The 17,404-nt window shown below is 36.0% G+C and carries 18 protein-coding genes; 6 read left to right on the forward strand and 12 right to left on the reverse strand.

All coding sequences use genetic code 11. The features are described 5' to 3' along the window. Positions 1-28: 28 nt before the first annotated feature. Positions 29-466: a PepSY-like domain-containing protein gene (locus J2X31_RS09640; protein WP_310026345.1), complete on the reverse strand. Its 438-nt coding sequence runs from the start codon at positions 464-466 to the stop codon at positions 29-31. Between the two features lie 252 nt (positions 467-718). Further along, positions 719-2,320 carry an ABC transporter substrate-binding protein gene (locus J2X31_RS09645; protein ID WP_310026346.1) on the reverse strand — a complete coding sequence of 534 codons (1,602 nt, stop codon included), beginning with the start codon at positions 2,318-2,320 and terminating at the stop codon, positions 719-721. A gap of 307 nt (positions 2,321-2,627) precedes the next feature. Here J2X31_RS09645 and J2X31_RS09650 point away from each other — a divergent pair, with 307 nt between their 5' ends. Together J2X31_RS09650 and mtaB are read left to right on the forward strand one after the other, a co-directional pair. Next, entirely contained in the window at positions 2,628-4,232 is a 1,605-nt protein-coding gene (locus tag J2X31_RS09650; protein ID WP_310026347.1) for a tetratricopeptide repeat protein, read from the forward strand. Between the two features lie 156 nt (positions 4,233-4,388). Then, positions 4,389-5,717 (forward strand): tRNA (N(6)-L-threonylcarbamoyladenosine(37)-C(2))-methylthiotransferase MtaB, encoded by a 1,329-nt coding sequence (gene mtaB / locus J2X31_RS09655; protein ID WP_310026348.1) that lies wholly within the window; start codon positions 4,389-4,391, stop codon positions 5,715-5,717. A 172-nt stretch (positions 5,718-5,889) separates the two neighbouring features. Here mtaB and J2X31_RS09660 read toward each other — a convergent pair whose 3' ends face one another. The 3 genes from J2X31_RS09660 to J2X31_RS09670 form a co-directional block, all read right to left on the reverse strand. Further along, entirely contained in the window at positions 5,890-6,231 is a 342-nt protein-coding gene (locus J2X31_RS09660) for a hypothetical protein (RefSeq protein ID WP_310026349.1), read from the reverse strand. A 72-nt stretch (positions 6,232-6,303) separates the two neighbouring features. Next, positions 6,304-6,588 carry a GNAT family N-acetyltransferase gene (locus tag J2X31_RS09665; RefSeq protein WP_310026350.1) on the reverse strand — a complete coding sequence of 95 codons (285 nt, stop codon included), beginning with the start codon at positions 6,586-6,588 and terminating at the stop codon, positions 6,304-6,306. 17 nt (positions 6,589-6,605) lie between these two features. Further along, positions 6,606-7,328 (reverse strand): pirin family protein, encoded by a 723-nt coding sequence (locus tag J2X31_RS09670; protein WP_310026352.1) that lies wholly within the window; start codon positions 7,326-7,328, stop codon positions 6,606-6,608. Between the two features lie 117 nt (positions 7,329-7,445). On the opposite strand from J2X31_RS09670, the gene J2X31_RS09675 reads away from it, so the two are divergent. Both J2X31_RS09675 and J2X31_RS09680 read left to right on the forward strand, forming a co-directional pair. Beyond that, a complete protein-coding gene (locus J2X31_RS09675; RefSeq protein ID WP_310026353.1) occupies positions 7,446-8,102 on the forward strand; it encodes an alpha/beta hydrolase in 657 nt (218 codons plus the stop codon). A gap of 48 nt (positions 8,103-8,150) precedes the next feature. Continuing rightward, positions 8,151-9,044 carry a lytic transglycosylase domain-containing protein gene (locus J2X31_RS09680; protein ID WP_310026355.1) on the forward strand — a complete coding sequence of 298 codons (894 nt, stop codon included), beginning with the start codon at positions 8,151-8,153 and terminating at the stop codon, positions 9,042-9,044. Positions 9,045-9,111: 67 nt separating this feature from the next. Here J2X31_RS09680 and J2X31_RS09685 read toward each other — a convergent pair whose 3' ends face one another. Beyond that, positions 9,112-9,627: a DUF2892 domain-containing protein gene (locus J2X31_RS09685; RefSeq protein ID WP_310026356.1), complete on the reverse strand. Its 516-nt coding sequence runs from the start codon at positions 9,625-9,627 to the stop codon at positions 9,112-9,114. A 171-nt stretch (positions 9,628-9,798) separates the two neighbouring features. Between J2X31_RS09685 and rpmH the strand changes: the two genes are divergently transcribed. Then, entirely contained in the window at positions 9,799-9,960 is a 162-nt protein-coding gene (rpmH, locus tag J2X31_RS09690; protein WP_026978255.1) for a 50S ribosomal protein L34, read from the forward strand. A gap of 197 nt (positions 9,961-10,157) precedes the next feature. Then, complete coding sequence (gene carB, locus J2X31_RS09695) at positions 10,158-13,010, forward strand: carbamoyl-phosphate synthase large subunit (protein WP_310026358.1); 2,853 nt, start codon at positions 10,158-10,160, stop codon at positions 13,008-13,010. A gap of 108 nt (positions 13,011-13,118) precedes the next feature. Here carB and J2X31_RS09700 read toward each other — a convergent pair whose 3' ends face one another. From J2X31_RS09700 to J2X31_RS09725, 6 genes are all read right to left on the reverse strand, one after another. Next, positions 13,119-14,504, reverse strand: coding sequence for an alpha/beta hydrolase family protein (locus J2X31_RS09700; RefSeq protein ID WP_310026360.1), 1,386 nt, complete (start codon positions 14,502-14,504; stop codon positions 13,119-13,121). 5 nt (positions 14,505-14,509) lie between these two features. Beyond that, the gene (locus J2X31_RS09705) at positions 14,510-15,100 is read right to left on the reverse strand and encodes a hypothetical protein (protein WP_310026361.1); all 591 of its coding nucleotides are present in this window, start codon (positions 15,098-15,100) and stop codon (positions 14,510-14,512) included. Then, on the reverse strand, positions 15,097-15,378 hold the full coding sequence (locus tag J2X31_RS09710) for a DUF2089 family protein (protein ID WP_310026362.1): 282 nt from the start codon (positions 15,376-15,378) through the stop codon (positions 15,097-15,099). Before J2X31_RS09710 ends, J2X31_RS09705 begins: the two co-directional genes overlap by 4 nt. 133 nt (positions 15,379-15,511) lie before the next feature. Beyond that, positions 15,512-15,790 (reverse strand): DUF2805 domain-containing protein, encoded by a 279-nt coding sequence (locus tag J2X31_RS09715; RefSeq protein WP_310026364.1) that lies wholly within the window; start codon positions 15,788-15,790, stop codon positions 15,512-15,514. A gap of 110 nt (positions 15,791-15,900) precedes the next feature. Continuing rightward, entirely contained in the window at positions 15,901-16,722 is an 822-nt protein-coding gene (locus J2X31_RS09720) for a sterol desaturase family protein (RefSeq protein WP_310026366.1), read from the reverse strand. 33 nt (positions 16,723-16,755) lie between these two features. Further along, positions 16,756-17,358 carry an alpha-ketoglutarate-dependent dioxygenase AlkB family protein gene (locus J2X31_RS09725; RefSeq protein ID WP_310026367.1) on the reverse strand — a complete coding sequence of 201 codons (603 nt, stop codon included), beginning with the start codon at positions 17,356-17,358 and terminating at the stop codon, positions 16,756-16,758. Positions 17,359-17,404 lie beyond the last annotated feature (46 nt).

A 17,404-nucleotide genomic window follows, 5' to 3' on the forward strand; every position in this document is an offset into this window, starting at 1 on the left:
GCCTTTTATATTTTTATGAAATCCGGTTTTAATCCTCCGTATAAATTCTATTGAATTTCCCTTCCGCTTCAAACTGCAATTTCACTCCATCGTCTAGTTTTACAAAAATAAACCTCGGACCATTCTCTACTTCAACAACCTTGCGGTTTCCGTAGTTTGTTTTTATATACGTAACCGTTGCTGGTTTCAAATAGCTGTACGGAACAGGATTATTGTTTCCTTCAACCTCCTGCCATCTTCCCCTGTCGGTAAGTTCAATTTCGGTTCCATTCTCTAAAGTAACTTCATATTTATGTTTTTTGTCCACCGGAACCTTAAAGATGCTCTTTATTTTCTGGTCCTTAAAATGTGTCGCCAAAAACTCGGTTCCTTCTTTTGGTAGCGTTCTAACCTGAACTTTTCCTTGAGCATTCATAAAAAAGCTCGACATAAAAAGCAAACAGGCAATAATGATTTTATCTTTCATTTTTTCTGAAATATTTTAATTTTTTGAGAAGACTAATTTACTAAAAATTACCATAAAACCAACAAGCCAAAGAAAATTAATCCCTTTTATGTTTCGTTAAGGAGCGAATCACATTTTTGTATTTGTAATCCATTTTCCTGCTGTCTTTCCAAAGCTTTGTTGGCGAACCCCGCCAACAAAGGCTTTTCCCTAACATCAGGGCTAGAGGAAAATCCCTTTGAACTTTAGAATCGCTCGGGACCAATATTGTCGCTATTCTTTGTCTTTCTTCACGCGTCTCAAATCCAACATATTCAACGGATTTATCCCTAAACCGTTCACATTTTTTCTTGTAAAACGAGCAACCTTGTCATAAAACAAAGGAATCACAGGAGCTTCTTCCATCACTAAAGCATCCATTTTCTGATACAACGCATATCGTTTTGCAACATCCGTTTCCTTGAATGCCTGTTCATATAATCTATCGAATTCCTCATTTTTAAAATGCGTATAATCAGGACCGTTTGGAGCAAAGTTCTTGCTGTAAAAAAGCGACAGATAATTCTCCCCATCCGGATAATCGGCAATCCAACTTCCTCTAAAAAACGAAACTTTTCCCGTAGAAATTGCCTGTTTCAATGTCGATGGCGGATTGATGTCCACCTGAACATCCAAGCCAATTTTCTGCCATTCCCGCTGTAAAAATTCTGCAATATCAATATAGGAAGGATTGGTGCTCAAAAAAACCTGCGGATTTTTGTTTCCAGTAGCTTTCTTGTAAGACTGAACTAGGCTTTTCGCCTTTTCAACATCATAATCATACCCTTTGAAATTGTTGAAACTCGGCAAGCCATTCGGAATCATACCGCTTGTAGCTGGAGTTCCCATGCCGTTTCGCAAATACATAATCATTTTTGCTCTGTCAAAACCATAATTCATCGCTTGGCGAATACGTTTGTCCTGAACCGTTTTGTCATTTCCATCCATCCTGAAACCTAAATATTCGGTGTTCAAATAAGGTCCAGTTATCAAGTTGACATCGTTTTTATACTTCTCCTGCAAATCGCCTTTTTGTGTCAAAATTTCATCTTTATAGGAAGGATCCAATCCTGAAATAAAATCCAATTTTCCTTGAACAAATTGCAGAAACCCACTTTGCTTATCTGGTAAAAATGTAATTGCAACAGCTTCTAGATAAGGCAATTGATTTCCGTCTTCATCTTTTTCAAAATAGAGTGGATTTTTGCGTAGGACCAATTTCACATTTTCTTCCCAAAGTTTAAACTGGAAAGGACCAGTTCCAATTGGACTTGACCGGAAATCATTTTCTTTAGCTTCAACAACCTCTTTCGGAACAACCGAAGCATATTTCATGGTCAATAATCCTAAAAAAGCAGGAAACGGTTTTATCAGTTTTATTTCGAAAACAGTATCATTTAAAGCTGAAAATTTTTCAACATTCTGCAAAATCCATCTTCCGGGAGAGGCTATTTTTTCGTCTAATAATCGATTAAAACTATATTCAAAATCGTTGGCATTTGCAGTTCTGGTGCTGTCTTTTCCAAAATAGACGCTTTTATGAAAATAAACATCATTCCTTAAAATGAAGGTATAAGTTGTTCCATCTTCAGAAATTTTCCATGATTTTGCCAAATCCGGCTTGACATTCAGGCTGTCGTCCAATTGAACCAACCCGTTAAAAAGATGATTGCAAGCCCAAATATTGGTTTGAATTTTAGAAAATGCAGGATCAAGAGAGGTAATGTTTCCATCTTCATTGTAACGAAAAACCAAATGATCTTGATTTTCTTTTTTGGAATCAGAACAAGAACTAAAAAGTGCAAGAAGGGAGATAAAACAAATGAGTTTTTTCATTCAATATATTTTTGGACAAAAATTATCTCGTAAAGTTAATATAAAATGGAAATAGAAATGAAAAGTTTATAAGTCAATCTTTTAAACCATATAATTTTCTATTGTTAAAGGATAATTTAATATACGTTTTTTTAAAATTTATGTTATAGATTAGCTTCGTATTTGTGAAATAAAATATTTAGAAATTTTTCAAACATTTATAAAGATGAATGTTTGAGGATTTTGTATTTATGGACAAGTAAAAATAATTATGAATATAAAATCGTTATTTTTCACCCTGTTTTTTTGTCTAATCTCTAATTTGACTGTGGTAGGACAAACACTTGATCAATGTAAAAAAACACTTGATTCAGGCTATGTTGCTATGGATAGAGGAAATTATTCAGTCGCTTTAGAATATTTTACAAAAACGGAACTGATTGCCGAAAAAAATGGTTATTACGTAGAGCTATTCGAAACTAAAAATAGCATGGGGATTATCTATGTGAATTTGTCAGAATATGTTGAAGCACTGAATCATTATTTGGATGCCTACACGGTTGCGATAAAGCACCTTGATCCAACTCGGGAAATGGTTGTGCTAAACAATATTGCAGTGCTATATGCAATGGAAAGAAACTTTGCAAAAGCCAAGGAGTATTATTTAAAGGCATATCACATTGCAAAACAAGAAGGCAATTCTATAAAAGTAGCTCTATATGCTATTAATTTAGCAAAGACCGAAAACAGCGTAAAAAAATATAAAGAAGGAAAAGTATATATTGAAGAAGCCTTAACGATACTTAGAGAAGATAAAAATAATCAAAAATACGTTATAGCTGCAGAAATTACATTTGCTGAATGTCTAATTTTTGAAGGAAAACTGGATCAGGCAAAACAAAAATTAGTAGAACTGTATGCGAAAACTAAAAATGACAGCGACAAAGAAAACAAGGCTTCAATACTTTTTAAAATGGCACATGTTTATTGGGTTGAAAAAAATTATGAAAAATCCATATTCTATATAAAATTAGCACTCAAAGACACCAAAGAATTAGAACGAAGGTTAGATTTATATGATTCTCTTTCTGAAGCATATGTTGAAATTAATGATTTTAAGAATGCCTTTGAATCAAAGAATGAGGTACTTAAAATTAGAGATTCATTAGCCAAAATAAACAATGCCAAACTCTATGAAACCAATAAGGTTAGATTTGAAATCCAGAATTACAAAAACGATTTAAATTCCCAATTAGAGAAATCAAATCTCGAAAGGAAAATATTTATTGCAGCAATCCTGATTTTTGTGGTTTTGCTTTTTGGCGTTTATAGAACATACAGAAACAGGTCGATCAAACAAGAGCAGAAGAAAATCATAGCCGAAAGGGAACAAAAAATCATAGCACTTGAATTGGAGAAGGAAAAGAACGAGAATCTTCTTTTAGAAAAACACGTAAAGGAAATAGAAAACGAAGCGCTTCTGGAGCAGGAAACCTTGAAAAATGAAATTGAACAGAAAAACAGGAAGCTTTCGGCAAGAGCCTTATATCTTTCCGGAAGAAATGAAATGATTGAAGAAATCGTTGATTCATTGTCAGGACTTCCAGAAGTTTCGCAAAATATAAAACTAAAAACCCACATCAAGACCTTGAAGGATCATTTGAAAACCGATGCAGAATGGGATACTTTTATTGTTCATTTTGAAGAGGTTAACCAAGGTTTGTTATCCGCTTTAAAAGAAAAACATCCGAATCTGTCTTCCAATGACACCCGATTTATTTGTTATGTGTATATGAATTTGAGTCTCAAAGAAATCGGTACCATTTTCAATATCACCCAGGAAGCCTGCCGAAAACGAAAGGAAAGAATTTTTAGAAAAATGGAAATCGACAAAGATGTTTCCTTTTACGAGTATCTTTCCCGTTTGGCATAAACATAAATAGCAAAACTTCCACGAAAGTGTAATTTGTTTAATGTCAATACTTCAGCGGATTGTATTTAAAACCAAGATTCATTTTCTATCTTAAAAATTGTATGTAAATTTGCAACCTTAATTTTTTGACAACGATTTCATTAATTAAGCTTTATTATGGAAAACAAAAAGAAAGTCGCTTTTTATACTTTGGGGTGCAAGCTGAATTTTTCTGAAACCTCTACAATTGCCAGAAATTTTCAAGACGAAGGTTTTGATCGTGTTGATTTTGAGGAAGTTGCTGATATTTATGTCATCAATACCTGTTCGGTTACCGAAAATGCCGACAAGCAATTCAAGCAAGTAGTAAAAAAAGCAATGAAGTTGAACGATAAAGCTTTTGTTGCCGCTGTTGGGTGTTATGCACAACTAAAACCGGAAGAATTGGCTGCGGTTGACGGAGTGGATTTGGTTTTGGGAGCTACTGAAAAATTCAAAATTACCGATTACATCAACGATTTGTCCAAGAATGATATGGGCGAAGTTCATTCCTGCGAAATTTCGGAAGCCGATTTTTATGTAGGAAGTTATTCCATTGGCGACAGAACCAGAGCGTTTTTGAAAGTGCAAGATGGTTGTGATTATAAATGTACCTATTGCACAATTCCGTTAGCACGTGGGATTTCCAGAAGTGATACTCTAGAAAATGTATTGCAAAATGCAAAGGAAATCTCACAACAAAATATAAAGGAGATTGTCTTAACCGGTGTCAACATTGGCGATTACGGAAAAGGCGAATTCGGAAATAAAAAACACGAGCATACTTTCTACGAGCTTGTTCAGAAACTGGATGAAGTAGAAGGAATTGAACGTTTGAGAATTTCTTCAATCGAACCCAATTTACTGAAAAACGAAACCATCGAATTCGTTTCAAAAAGCCGAACATTTGTACCACATTTTCATATTCCACTACAATCAGGAAGCAACGATATTCTGAAGAAAATGAAACGTCGTTATTTGCGAGAAGTTTATACCGAAAGGGTAAATAAAATCAGAGAAGTGATGCCTCACGCTTGCATTGGTGTTGATGTTATCGTTGGATTTCCAGGCGAAACCGACGAGCATTTTCTTGAAACCTATCATTTCTTGAACGATTTGGATATTTCCTATCTGCACGTTTTTACGTATTCCGAAAGGGAAAATACAGAAGCTGCCACAATGGATGGAGTAGTTCCAGGAAATGTTAGAGCCAAAAGGAGCAAGATGCTTCGTGGACTTTCGGTTAAAAAACGTCGTGCTTTTTATGAAAGCCAAATAGGAACCAACCGAACCGTTCTTTTTGAAGGCGAAAACAAGGAAGGCTATATCCATGGATTTACAGAAAACTACGTAAAAGTAAAAACACCTTGGAATCCTGAATTGGTGAATACTTTACACGAAATAAACCTTACGAGAATTGATGAAGATGGAAGTGTAAGGATGGAGTTTTTGAAGGCTTTTGCGTGAAATTCCAAAATACAATTTTCAAATAACAAATAAATTTCAATTCTCTGATCCCGAAGTTTCGGGATGAAATTCCAAATCTTTACATATCGCCAAGGTTTGGATTTTTGTTTTTGGAGCTTATTTGTTATTTGGAAATTGTATTTTGGAAATTGCTTTTTGAGAATCAAAAAACTCAATATTTATAATGAAACTTAATCTTAGTAATCCTAAAAACGCTCTCACTATATTGTTCGATAAATTCAAATGAATTTCGTCCGGGCTGTTTGAAATTCACAATTATTTTGGCCGAAATTTCATAATACATTTTTTCACCTTCCATCATGAATCTCGCACCAGCATTTCGATAAGCCGAACGGATCAAGGTAAACTCGGATAAATTCCAAGTTGTTAATTGTGTATCAAAATTATCGGTTTCGCTACACAAGGCTTCGGTGATTTCGGTTTTGGAGCCATAGTATTTTTCGATATTTTCAAAAAAATGAATGACTTTTTGGGTGGTTTCTTCTGATGGCATTAGGTAAAAGTAAGAATTTCTCCTAAAAGAAAAAAGCTTTTACAATCAAGTAAAAGCTTTTTGAAATTAGATTTAGATTTTAATTCCCGGAGGAAGTAGTTCTTTGTAAACTGGGTTTTTCCTGAAAAAAGCGGCGATTTTAGGTAAAATCGGAACCACTTTTAATTTTCGTTCTTCGGCAATGGCCATAATGTTTTTTAGAAAATCAGTAATAAATTCCTCGTTTTCAAAATTTTCAGGAACATTCAACCGCGTTAGGAAAATTTTCTTCTCTTGGAACGAGTATTCCAACGAAATCAACTTTCCGTCCACCAGCGTCTCAAATTGTCTTGAGAAAGTATTGTCTTTAATTTCCATAGTTTGCATCTCCATAATTATTCGTGTGTCATTGGTACTTCTACTAAAAGTATTTTTGCTTGCTGTTTTATTGTAATTTCAAAATTCTCAAAATCGGTAATTCCCATTGCATCTCTTTTGTTCAAAACTTGATTGTCAACTTCAATTTCCCCTTCAATAAGAAAAAGGTAAACGCCATTTTTAGCAATGTTGACCTTGTAATTTACGGATGTTCCGCTTTCAAAAATCCCAAGACTGAAAAAAGTCTGCTGATGCACCCAAAGTGCGTTTCCGTCATTTTTATCTCTTGGTGAAACAACGGTTACAAAGGTATTGATTTTGCTGGCCAAATCAAATGATTTTTGGTCATATCTTGGTTCAACATCTTGCGTTTCAGGAAACACCCAAAGCTGTAACGTTTTGGCTCTTTCTTCATCACTTGCATTCATTTCAGAATGTAAAATTCCAGTTCCGGCACTCATAACCTGAACTTCACCAAAGCCAATAATGCCTTCATTCCCCATATTGTCACGGTGTTTCAATCCGCCTTCAAGTGGAATGGTGATGATTTCCATATTCTCGTGAGGATGAGTTCTGAACCCCATTCCTGCTGCAATCGTGTCGTCATTTAAAACCCGAAGCATTCCAAATTGAACCTTATCTTTGTTGAAATAATTTCCAAAAGAAAAAGAAAAATTAGCATCCAGCCAACCGAAATTAGCCTTTCCTCTTTCGTTGGATTTGTATAATTGTGTAGTCATAATTTATTGATAAATTAAAAGTATGGATGAAGTTCTATCCAAGAAAAAAAGTAATTTTATACAAATTTCGTAATAAATCACAGAGGTTGCTGTTATCATACCGTTAAAACAATTTTGATGCAAAAGATTCACGTTTATTTTATGCCCGGACTTGCTGCAAGTTCCTTGATTTTCGAACGAATAGAATTGCCGGAAGACACCTTCGAAATGCATTTGCTGGATTGGGAAATGCCAATTCCGAACGAAACTTTAAAGGAATATGCCAAAAGAATGGCTTCGCTTGTAACGCACGAAAATGCAGTTTTGGTTGGTGTTTCGTTTGGAGGTGTCTTGGTTCAGGAAATGGCACAATTTCTGAAGTTAAGGAAAGTGATCATCATTTCCAGTGTGAAGTGCAATGTGGAAGTTCCTTTGAGGATGAAATTTGCAAAATCAACGAAGGCCTACAAACTTGTTCCAACGGGTTTGATGAAAAATGTTGAGGTTTTGTCGAAGTTTTCTTTTGGAACTGCCATCCAGCAACGATTGAAGTTGTATGAAAAATATTTATCGATGCGGGAAAAAGTCTATCTGGATTGGGCAATCGAGCAAATGATTATGTGGGAAAGAACAGAAATTGACACAAAAGTGGTTCACATTCATGGAGATATGGACGAAGTTTTTCCGATAAAAAACATACAAAACTGCATAACTATTAAAGGAGGCACTCACATTATGATCTTGAGCAAATTCAAATGGCTCAACGAAAATTTACCCAAAATAATTTTGGAATAGCAAATAGAATTAGATAGATTTACAAATAACAATAAAAACGAAAAGAAAATGAACTGGATAAAAAGAACAGGAATAATAGCGGCAATTGTAATAACAAGTGGCGCTTTGATTCACGCGGTTTCGGGAGAAATCAAAAACGTGGAAACTACTAAAACTACTAAAAGATATTTTCCGGCAAGCGTAGATTTTGCTGGCGAAACTACACCTCTAGAAGTGTCGGACGTCTTAGAAAGATTTGATAGGGAATTGTTGGTAAATTCTAATCTTCATGCATCCACACTTTTGATTATAAAAAGAGCCAATAGATTTTTCCCAATTATAGAACCCATTTTGCAAAAACACGGCGTTCCAGACGATTTTAAATACTTGGCTGTAGCCGAAAGTGCCCTGATGAATGCAACGTCTTCTGCTGGAGCAAAAGGTTTCTGGCAATTCATGCCTGCCACAGCAAAAGAAAGAGGAATGGAAGTAAACGATGAAGTGGACGAACGCTATCATTTGGAAAAATCCACCGAAGCGGCTTGCCGTTATTTGCTGGATGCAAAATCTAGATTAGGCACATGGACATTGGCTGCGGCATCGTATAATGGTGGTTTGGCTGGCGTGAACAAGCAAATAACAAGCCAAGGCGTTTCTAATTATTATGATTTATTGCTGACCGATGAAACGCATCGTTATGTGTTCAGGATTCTGGCTTTGAAGGAAATTATGAAAAATCCATCACTTTATGATTTTAATGTAGCTCCAGAAGAATTGTATCAAGGAATTCCAACCAAGAAAGTGGTTGTTGATTCTTCCGTGACGGATCTGGCGGCTTTCGCAAAAGAACAAGGCATCAACTATAAGATTTTGAAGATTCACAATCCGTGGTTGAGGGATAAAAAATTAACAAATGCTTCTAAAAAGAAATACGAGATTGAAATTCCATTGAGTGGATATTAAAAAGAAAAGCTTTCAGGAAACTGAAAGCTTTCTTTTTTAACTGAAAACTGCGACTGAACACTAAACACTAGATTTTCTTCATCTGTTCCTTCATCATCTTGATTTGGTCTTTCAACAGTCCTTGCTTGTCTAATTTTTTAGCTTCGTTCAAAAGATTAGTTGCTTCCAATTTTCTTCTTCTCGTCATCGCTACACCAGCAAGGTTTAATTTTGCAATCGCTTTATCGGTATCCATTGATAAACCAAGTTCCAAAGCTTTCTTAAAATGCTTTTCCGCTTGCATGATATTGGTTTGCGAAAGCATCAATCCGTGAAGGTATTGAAAGTAGCCTTGTTGTTTTCTAACCAATGAAGCTTCAGGATTTTTGATATAGGCCAGCCATTTTTGAGCACCTGGAAAATCTTGTTTTCTTAATTTTAGGAAAGCCAAAAGGATAAACTCATTTTTAAAGTATAGAAAAATGAAAATTAAAGACAATAACAAAAGGAAAATTCCATTCCCGATATTACTTTCTGTAAATTGCCAAATACCAGTAGCAATAATAAGTCCGGCTAAAATGAGTTTAATATTTTTGTGAAACATAATTAGTTTTTTATATGAGTTTGCAAAGGTAATAAAATCAATTAAAAATATTTTTATAAAACTACTTGTCAGAAAAAAAAACCTTTGTATATTTGCACTCGGTTTTTAGGGAACATTATCTCAGAAACAATTACATAGAAATTAAATCACGATTTTTAAAGATACAAAGCAATGAGCAAAAGGACATTTCAACCATCGAAAAGAAAAAGAAGAAATAAACACGGATTTATGGACAGAATGGAATCTCCGAACGGAAGAAAAGTTCTAGCTCGTAGAAGAGCTAAAGGAAGACATAAACTGACTGTATCTTGCGAACCAAGACACAAAAAATAATGTTTATTGAAAAATAAATAAAGGCGTTACTTATTTTAGTACCGCCTTTTTTTATACCTTTTCATTAAATAAAGTTATTTGTTTGAAGTTTAACGTTTAACGTTACCACAGACAGCGATAATTTAAGAATAAAACCTAACTACTTTTTAAAGTTTTACCCCACAACTTGAAACTTTAAACCTTAAACAAAAAGCAACATGCCAAAAGACAACTCCATCAAATCGGTTTTAATTATAGGATCAGGTCCAATTGTTATTGGTCAGGCCTGTGAATTTGATTATGCAGGTTCTCAATCTGCTCGTTCCATCAGGGAAGAAGGGATCGAAGTAATTCTGATTAATTCGAATCCTGCAACGATCATGACCGATCCATCAATGGCAGATCACGTGTATCTGAAGCCATTGACGACGAAATCAATCATCGAAATCTTAAAAGAACATCCACAAATTGATGCTGTTTTGCCAACAATGGGTGGACAAACGGCCTTGAACCTGTGTCTTGAAGCGGATGAAAAAGGAATCTGGGAAGATTTTGGCGTGAGATTAATTGGTGTGGATATCAATGCCATCAATATTACCGAAGACAGAGAACAGTTCAAACAATTGCTTGAAAGAATCAATGTGCCAACAGCACCAGCAAAAACGGCCACTTCTTTCCTAAAAGGAAAAGAAATCGCCCAAGAGTTTGGTTTTCCGTTGGTAATCCGTCCTTCTTTTACTTTGGGCGGAACTGGAGCTGCTTTTGTTCATTCTAAAGAAGAATTTGACGAAAAACTAACTTATGGTTTAGAAATGTCGCCAATTCACGAAGTCTTGATTGATAAGGCTTTATTAGGTTGGAAAGAATATGAATTGGAACTTTTAAGGGATCAGAACGATAATGTTGTCATTATCTGTTCGATTGAAAATATGGACCCGATGGGAATCCACACTGGAGATTCCATCACGGTTGCTCCAGCAATGACGCTTTCCGACACGACGTTTCAAAAGATGCGTGACATGGCAATCTTGATGATGAGAAGCATCGGAAACTTCGCAGGAGGTTGTAACGTGCAATTTGCCGTTTCGCCTGACGAAAAAGAAGACATTGTAGCAATTGAAATCAACCCTCGTGTATCTCGTTCATCTGCTTTAGCATCAAAAGCTACAGGTTATCCGATTGCGAAAATTGCATCCAAATTGGCTTTGGGTTATCATTTGGATGAACTTCAAAATCAAATTACAAAATCGACTTCAGCACTTTTTGAACCAACTTTGGATTATGTTATCGTGAAAATCCCTCGTTGGAATTTCGATAAATTTGAAGGAGCCGACAGAACTTTAGGACTTCAAATGAAATCCGTTGGAGAGGTAATGGGAATCGGACGTTCGTTCCAAGAAGCTTTGCACAAAGCTACCCAATCTTTGGAAATCAAAAGAAACGGACTAGGTGCTGACGGAAAAGGTTATAAAAATTACGAGCAAATCATCGAAAAACTGACCTATGCAAGTTGGGACCGTGTTTTCGTGATTTATGATGCGATTCAAATGGGAATTCCGTTGAGTAGGATCCACGAAATCACCAAGATTGACATGTGGTTCTTGAAACAATACGAAGAATTATATGCTTTGGAAAAAGAAATTTCCAGCTACAAAATAGATACTTTGCCAAAGGAATTGGTACTTGAGGCAAAGCAAAAAGGATATGGCGACCGGCAAATCGCACACATGTTGGGTTGTTTGGAAAGTCAAGTGTATAAGTTGCGTGAGGACATGGACATCAAGCGTGTCTATAAATTGGTGGATACTTGTGCAGCAGAATTCAAAGCACAAACACCTTATTATTATTCCACTTTTGAAGCTGAAATTGAAACTGCCGACGGTAAGAAATACGTTCACAATGAAAGTATCGTAACCGATAAAAAGAAAGTAGTCGTTCTAGGTTCTGGACCAAACAGAATCGGGCAGGGGATTGAGTTTGATTACTCTTGTGTTCACGGTGTTTTGGCGGCAAAAGAATGTGGCTACGAAACCATCATGATTAACTGTAACCCCGAAACAGTTTCTACTGATTTTGATACGGCTGATAAATTATACTTCGAGCCTGTTTTCTGGGAACATATCTACGATATCATCCGCCACGAAAAACCAGAAGGCGTAATCGTGCAGTTAGGTGGACAAACCGCCTTGAAATTGGCTGAAAAGCTTTCAAAATACGGCATCAAGATTCTAGGAACTAGCTTCGATGCTTTGGATTTAGCCGAGGACAGAGGTCGTTTCTCTGAATTGTTGACCGAATTGAATATACCTTTCCCTAAATTCGGAATAGCCGAAAGTGCAGACGAAGCTTCAGTTTTAGCTGATACTTTAGACTTCCCGTTGTTGGTTCGTCCTTCGTATGTTTTGGGTGGACAAGGAATGAAGATTGTCATCAACAAACAAGAATTAGAAGAACACGTAATTGATTTGTTGAAATCAATTCCAGGAAATAAATTATTGCTCGATCATTATTTGGATGGTGCTATCGAAGCGGAAGCCGATGCAATTTGTGATGGCGAAAACGTATACATCATCGGAATCATGGAGCACATCGAGCCTTGTGGGGTGCATTCTGGAGATAGTAATGCCACATTGCCACCTTTCAACTTGGGAGAATTTGTGATGCAGCAGATTAAAGATCATACGAAGAAAATTGCTTTAGCTTTAAGAACTGTTGGTTTGATCAACATCCAGTTTGCCATAAAAGACGATACGGTCTACATCATAGAAGCCAACCCAAGAGCATCAAGAACCGTTCCGTTCATCGCGAAAGCATACGGAGAACCTTACGTAAACTATGCTACAAAAGTGATGTTAGGGGAAAACAAAGTAACCGACTTCAACTTCAACCCACAATTGAAAGGATATGCCATCAAGCAACCGGTTTTCTCTTTCAGTAAATTTGCAGGAGTAAACAAAGCATTAGGACCAGAAATGAAATCAACAGGAGAAAGCATCTTGTTTATCGACGACTTGAAGGACGACCAGTTCTATGAGTTGTATTCTAGAAGAAAAATGTATTTGAGTAAATAGTATTAAGATAGTAGAATTAAGTAGTAAGACAAAATCCCTTTCGATTGAAAGGGATTTTCGTTTATAAAAATAACACTTGTTGAGAAGAAAGCTTGTTCTAGCATCTTATTATTTCACCTGAACCGCAATCCAATCTCCAATTTGTTTTAAAGCGATTGGAGAAAAAGTCTGCTCGATTTTTTCATATTCGTCAACCGAACAAGTTACGCATTCTTGGAAAAGATGGTTCATATTTGGAAATTCTACTACGGTAACTTTTTTGTTGCCTCCTTTTTCCAGTGCATTTTTTATGGCTTGGGTATTTACTTTTGATGGAACTTGAACATCTTTTTCGCCATTCAGCACCAAAACAGGACATTTCACGTCTTTCAAAATCAGCGAAGGATTGTAGGTAATAAAATACTGAAACCAAGGCGATGCAATCACGGCAAGTTGTTGTGCCACTACCGCATCAATTTCGTTTTGGGAAGGTTTTTGATCCGAGGGAAGATCGTCGAATTCTGCTTGAAGTACGGCAGCCAGTTGTTTTTTTGCTGCATCCAGATTCTTTTCGGTTTTAAGAATGTTGTAGACTTTTGAATTGGTAACGCTTGTTTCTTGTAGTTCTTCCTCACTCATTCCTGTTGATTTGCCTACTAAATATGTCTGCTGCATTAAAAGTTCGTCGCCAGGAATCCCCGTTCCGGCCAACAATACGATATAGCTGATGTCTTTGGAATTTGCAGCAACCATCGGAGCGATAATTCCGCCTTCGCTATGGCCAATTAAGCCTATTTTTTTGGTATTGATTTCTTTTCGGGTTTTCAAATATTCAACTGCTGCCATAACATCTGTGGCAAAATCTTTTGTAGTGGCAATGTTCCTGTCGCCTTTTGATTCCCCAACACCACGGTCGTCAAAGCGAAGGACTCCGATTCCTCTTTTGGTCAGATAATCGGCAATTACCAGAAAAGGCTTGTGTCCGAGAAGCTCTGAATCTCGGTTTTGGGCACCGCTTCCGCTGATGAGCACCACTACTGGGAACTTACCGTCCTTGCTTGGCAAAGTCAAAGTTCCGCCCAAAGAAATGTTGTCTTTCTTGTTTTGAAAGGTCACATTTTCTACATAATAATTGAATTCCGTTGGTTCTTGGGGTTTTCTTGTTTCGGTTTTAGTCTTGCTTAGATTTAACGGATAAGCAATTCCTCCTTGGTTAAAGTTACCGACGATTTCGTTTGAAGCATTCAAAGTTCCGTTGTATTCTATTCCGGCCATTTCGATTCCCATTTTCAAGTTCGGGTTTTGAAAAGTTACCGTATTTATTGGAATACCTTCTACTTTTTGTTCCACAATATCCATTGTTGCGGTATAGGTTTCGCCTGTTTTAGAAATATTGAAAGAAAAGTTCAGTTTTGTTCCTTGAACATCAATGGCACCAAACCATTTTCCGGTTATGTCTTGAGAAAAACAGACAATAGAAACTAATAAAAAGAAGGTTGAGAAAATTTTTTTCATAAGATTTAGTTTAAGAAGGTGAAAATGATTTTTGAAAGTATTTCGGCCAGGATAATGGCTCCAGCAAATAGCAAGTTGTTTTTGATTCCCCTTGAATTGGTGGCAACCTTGAAACCGTTGAAAAGCAAGATGACAAACCAAACGAGAAACAAAATGCTAATTCCTGAAAACAATAGCGTAATAATTAAGTCAGAAGTGGCTATATTCAAATCGGTTGGCGTGTTTTGCAAATCGATTGAAGCTATTAGTTTTTCGGTTATTCCTGAAATATAATTCTGATAATTAAAAAAAGTCAACAAGTAAAATGGCAATCTTGCAATCATTACAGGAGTTAGGGTGTCAATTACTCGCGTTTTAGGATTGATGTATTTTCCAAGCAAAAATAGCAACAGAAACAATGAAAAAATGTTGATCAGGTTGTCTGCCAAAGGTTCAAAAAGGGTAGTTGATGGAACAAAATGCAAATCGATAACGCCGTCAAATCTTCCTTGGAAAAGATAGCCTAGATAGCTTCCGGCAAGGGTAATGAATATTCCAAACAGTAATAATTTGTTTTCCGCATATTTCTCAAACGGATTAAAGAGCAGTGTTTTCATTTGTTTTGGTTTTTGAGTTGGTTGATTTTTTCGATGATGTCGTCGAGTTTGTTTCTCACTGTCGGATAACTTTTTCCCATCTGAACGGCCATTTCTTTGAGGCTTCCGCTGGATAGGAAAAATTGAAGGATAAAGTTTTGTTCTTCCTCTGGAATTTGAAGTAACAAAGGCAAGGCATAATTGCCCGAAACCGAAGTATGGCAATTACTGCAAGTGAGCTGTGAAACTGAAAGTGCATTTTCGCAACTCGGACAATTGATGGGAAGTTTTGGATTCATTTATAAACTAATTTGATTCAAAAATAAACAATATTTAATATAAAATAAATAATATTAATATTTTTATTTAAAAAATTTAAAATAGTTTAAGTTTTAGGTATAAAAAAAGCCCCTAAAATGGAGCTTGGTCGGTTTAGTCGAATTTGTTTTTGATGTAGTATTTCCCATCTAAATCATCATCGAAGTCGTCTATTTTTGGTGGTTTTGGTTTCGGTTTGCTAGCCATGGCTTTCTTTTTCCATAGCTCGAACTTATCGGCAGTGAGCTTCTTCTTCATGATTTCGATCACCTCTTTTTCGGCAAATCCAAATTCTTTCTTTATTATCTCAAAGGGATTTCTTTCTTCTAAAGCCAATGTTATCAGCTTTTCGTTTTGTTCCCAGGTTAATTCAATTCGTTTACTCTTCTTCATTACTTGAAAATTAATTCAGATAAATTTTTAGGGGTTAAATTCTTATTCAATATTAATAAAAAAAGTAATCACTTTATCGACTGCCTGAAAATATTTTAATGAAAATTCTATTAATTAAGTTTTTTAGGATTTTGAAAAGGTATTTTCAACAGGTTTTTTAGCTTATTGTTTTGTTCTGGATCCATGTGGGTATCTACTCCATAGATGATTTTATGGTTGGGTAAGACGGTGAAAGTTCCGAAAATTCTGTCCCAAATCGAGAAGATATTCCCATAATTGGAATCGGTGTAAGGCAAAATGTAATGATGGTGAACTTTGTGCATATCGGGGGAAACGATAATATAACTTATAAAAGTATCCAGTTTTTTAGGCAAAGAAATATTGGCATGGTTGAATTGCGAAAACACCACCGACATAGATTGGTATAGAAAAACAAGCCACATCGGACTACCAACAACCAAAACACCAAGCGTGGTAAACACAAAACGGATGACGCTTTCACCCGGATGATGACGGTTTGCCGATGTAGTGTCTATCCAAGTATCGGTATGGTGAATGAGATGGAAACGCCACATCCATTTGGTTTTATGCTGCACCAGATGGGCTAGATAGGCTCCAATCAAATCAAGCAAAAGTAATCCAATGATGGTATAAACCCAAATGTTGATTTCAGGCAACCATTGCAGGATTCCGAATTTATTTTGAACGGTCCAATCTGCTGTCATCAATAAGATAAAAGCCATTACAAAATTGACAATGATGGTGGTGATGGTAAAAAAGATGTTGATTCCGGCATGGTTCCATTTCTTATAATCAAAATCAAACAATGGTTTGACGCTTTCCAACAGCCAGAAAAATGCAATTCCACCTGCAAGAATGAGTCCTCGGTGTAAGGATGGAATTGTGGAGAAATAGTTGATAATGGTTTCCATTTGAAACAAAGTTTATCAAATATAAGCAAAACATTATTTGATTGTACGGAAAGTGAGGTTGATTCGAGGCGAAATAGGTTTGGAGGTTTTCAGAATCTGGTGTAACCAAAAATGCTGTGTAGTTCCTTTCATAAGTAAAAGGCTTCCGCTTTCAAGAAGGATTTTTTGCTTTAAATTATTTATGTGTTTATGTTTCAAATGGAAATATCTTTCGGCTCCAAAACTTACTGATGCAATGATGGGGTTTTGTCCTAATTCCTTTTCATCATCAGCATGCCAGCCGTTGCTGTCTTTTCCGTCACGATAAAGGTTCAATAAAACGGTGGAGAAATTGGCCTCGACTTCTTCTTCAATCTTGAACTTTATTTTTTGGAGTAAGATATTCCAAGGATAGGGTTGCATGGTGATATTCGAGTAGGAGTAGGATTTGCCATCATTCCCAAACAAAGCTGTTAAACGAGGTTGAAGGTGTGTTTTTCCATACACCTTTATCTCATCCTGTTGCCACGGGATTGTATCTAATAATTCTTTGAAGATATTTTCCGTTTCAACTGCATCAAAAAACGAAGGATAATAAATGATTTCCGCATCGGGCAAATCGAAAATAATCTTATCTTGAGGAAAAAGTGAGTTCATCCAACAAAAATAAAGAGAAAAACCATAAGTTGAATTTATAGTTTTT

This window comes from Flavobacterium arsenatis (assembly GCF_031456785.1).
GTDB classification, from domain to species: domain Bacteria; phylum Bacteroidota; class Bacteroidia; order Flavobacteriales; family Flavobacteriaceae; genus Flavobacterium; species Flavobacterium arsenatis.

Coding starts and splice junctions, on each gene's coding strand:
- J2X31_RS09660 (WP_310026349.1), bottom strand. CDS start 6,231: ATGCCATCAGAAGAAACCACCCAAAAAGTCATTCATTTTTTTGAAAAT.
- J2X31_RS09685 (WP_310026356.1), bottom strand. CDS start 9,627: ATGTTTCACAAAAATATTAAACTCATTTTAGCCGGACTTATTATTGCT.
- J2X31_RS09705 (WP_310026361.1), bottom strand. CDS start 15,100: ATGAAAACACTGCTCTTTAATCCGTTTGAGAAATATGCGGAAAACAAA.
- J2X31_RS09720 (WP_310026366.1), bottom strand. CDS start 16,722: ATGGAAACCATTATCAACTATTTCTCCACAATTCCATCCTTACACCGA.
- mtaB (WP_310026348.1), top strand. CDS start 4,389: ATGGAAAACAAAAAGAAAGTCGCTTTTTATACTTTGGGGTGCAAGCTG.
- J2X31_RS09670 (WP_310026352.1), bottom strand. CDS start 7,328: ATGACTACACAATTATACAAATCCAACGAAAGAGGAAAGGCTAATTTC.
- rpmH (WP_026978255.1), top strand. CDS start 9,799: ATGAGCAAAAGGACATTTCAACCATCGAAAAGAAAAAGAAGAAATAAA.
- J2X31_RS09715 (WP_310026364.1), bottom strand. CDS start 15,790: ATGAAGAAGAGTAAACGAATTGAATTAACCTGGGAACAAAACGAAAAG.
- J2X31_RS09725 (WP_310026367.1), bottom strand. CDS start 17,358: ATGAACTCACTTTTTCCTCAAGATAAGATTATTTTCGATTTGCCCGAT.
- J2X31_RS09680 (WP_310026355.1), top strand. CDS start 8,151: ATGAACTGGATAAAAAGAACAGGAATAATAGCGGCAATTGTAATAACA.
- J2X31_RS09665 (WP_310026350.1), bottom strand. CDS start 6,588: ATGGAAATTAAAGACAATACTTTCTCAAGACAATTTGAGACGCTGGTG.
- carB (WP_310026358.1), top strand. CDS start 10,158: ATGCCAAAAGACAACTCCATCAAATCGGTTTTAATTATAGGATCAGGT.
- J2X31_RS09675 (WP_310026353.1), top strand. CDS start 7,446: ATGCAAAAGATTCACGTTTATTTTATGCCCGGACTTGCTGCAAGTTCC.
- J2X31_RS09645 (WP_310026346.1), bottom strand. CDS start 2,320: ATGAAAAAACTCATTTGTTTTATCTCCCTTCTTGCACTTTTTAGTTCT.
- J2X31_RS09640 (WP_310026345.1), bottom strand. CDS start 466: ATGAAAGATAAAATCATTATTGCCTGTTTGCTTTTTATGTCGAGCTTT.
- J2X31_RS09700 (WP_310026360.1), bottom strand. CDS start 14,504: ATGAAAAAAATTTTCTCAACCTTCTTTTTATTAGTTTCTATTGTCTGT.
- J2X31_RS09710 (WP_310026362.1), bottom strand. CDS start 15,378: ATGAATCCAAAACTTCCCATCAATTGTCCGAGTTGCGAAAATGCACTT.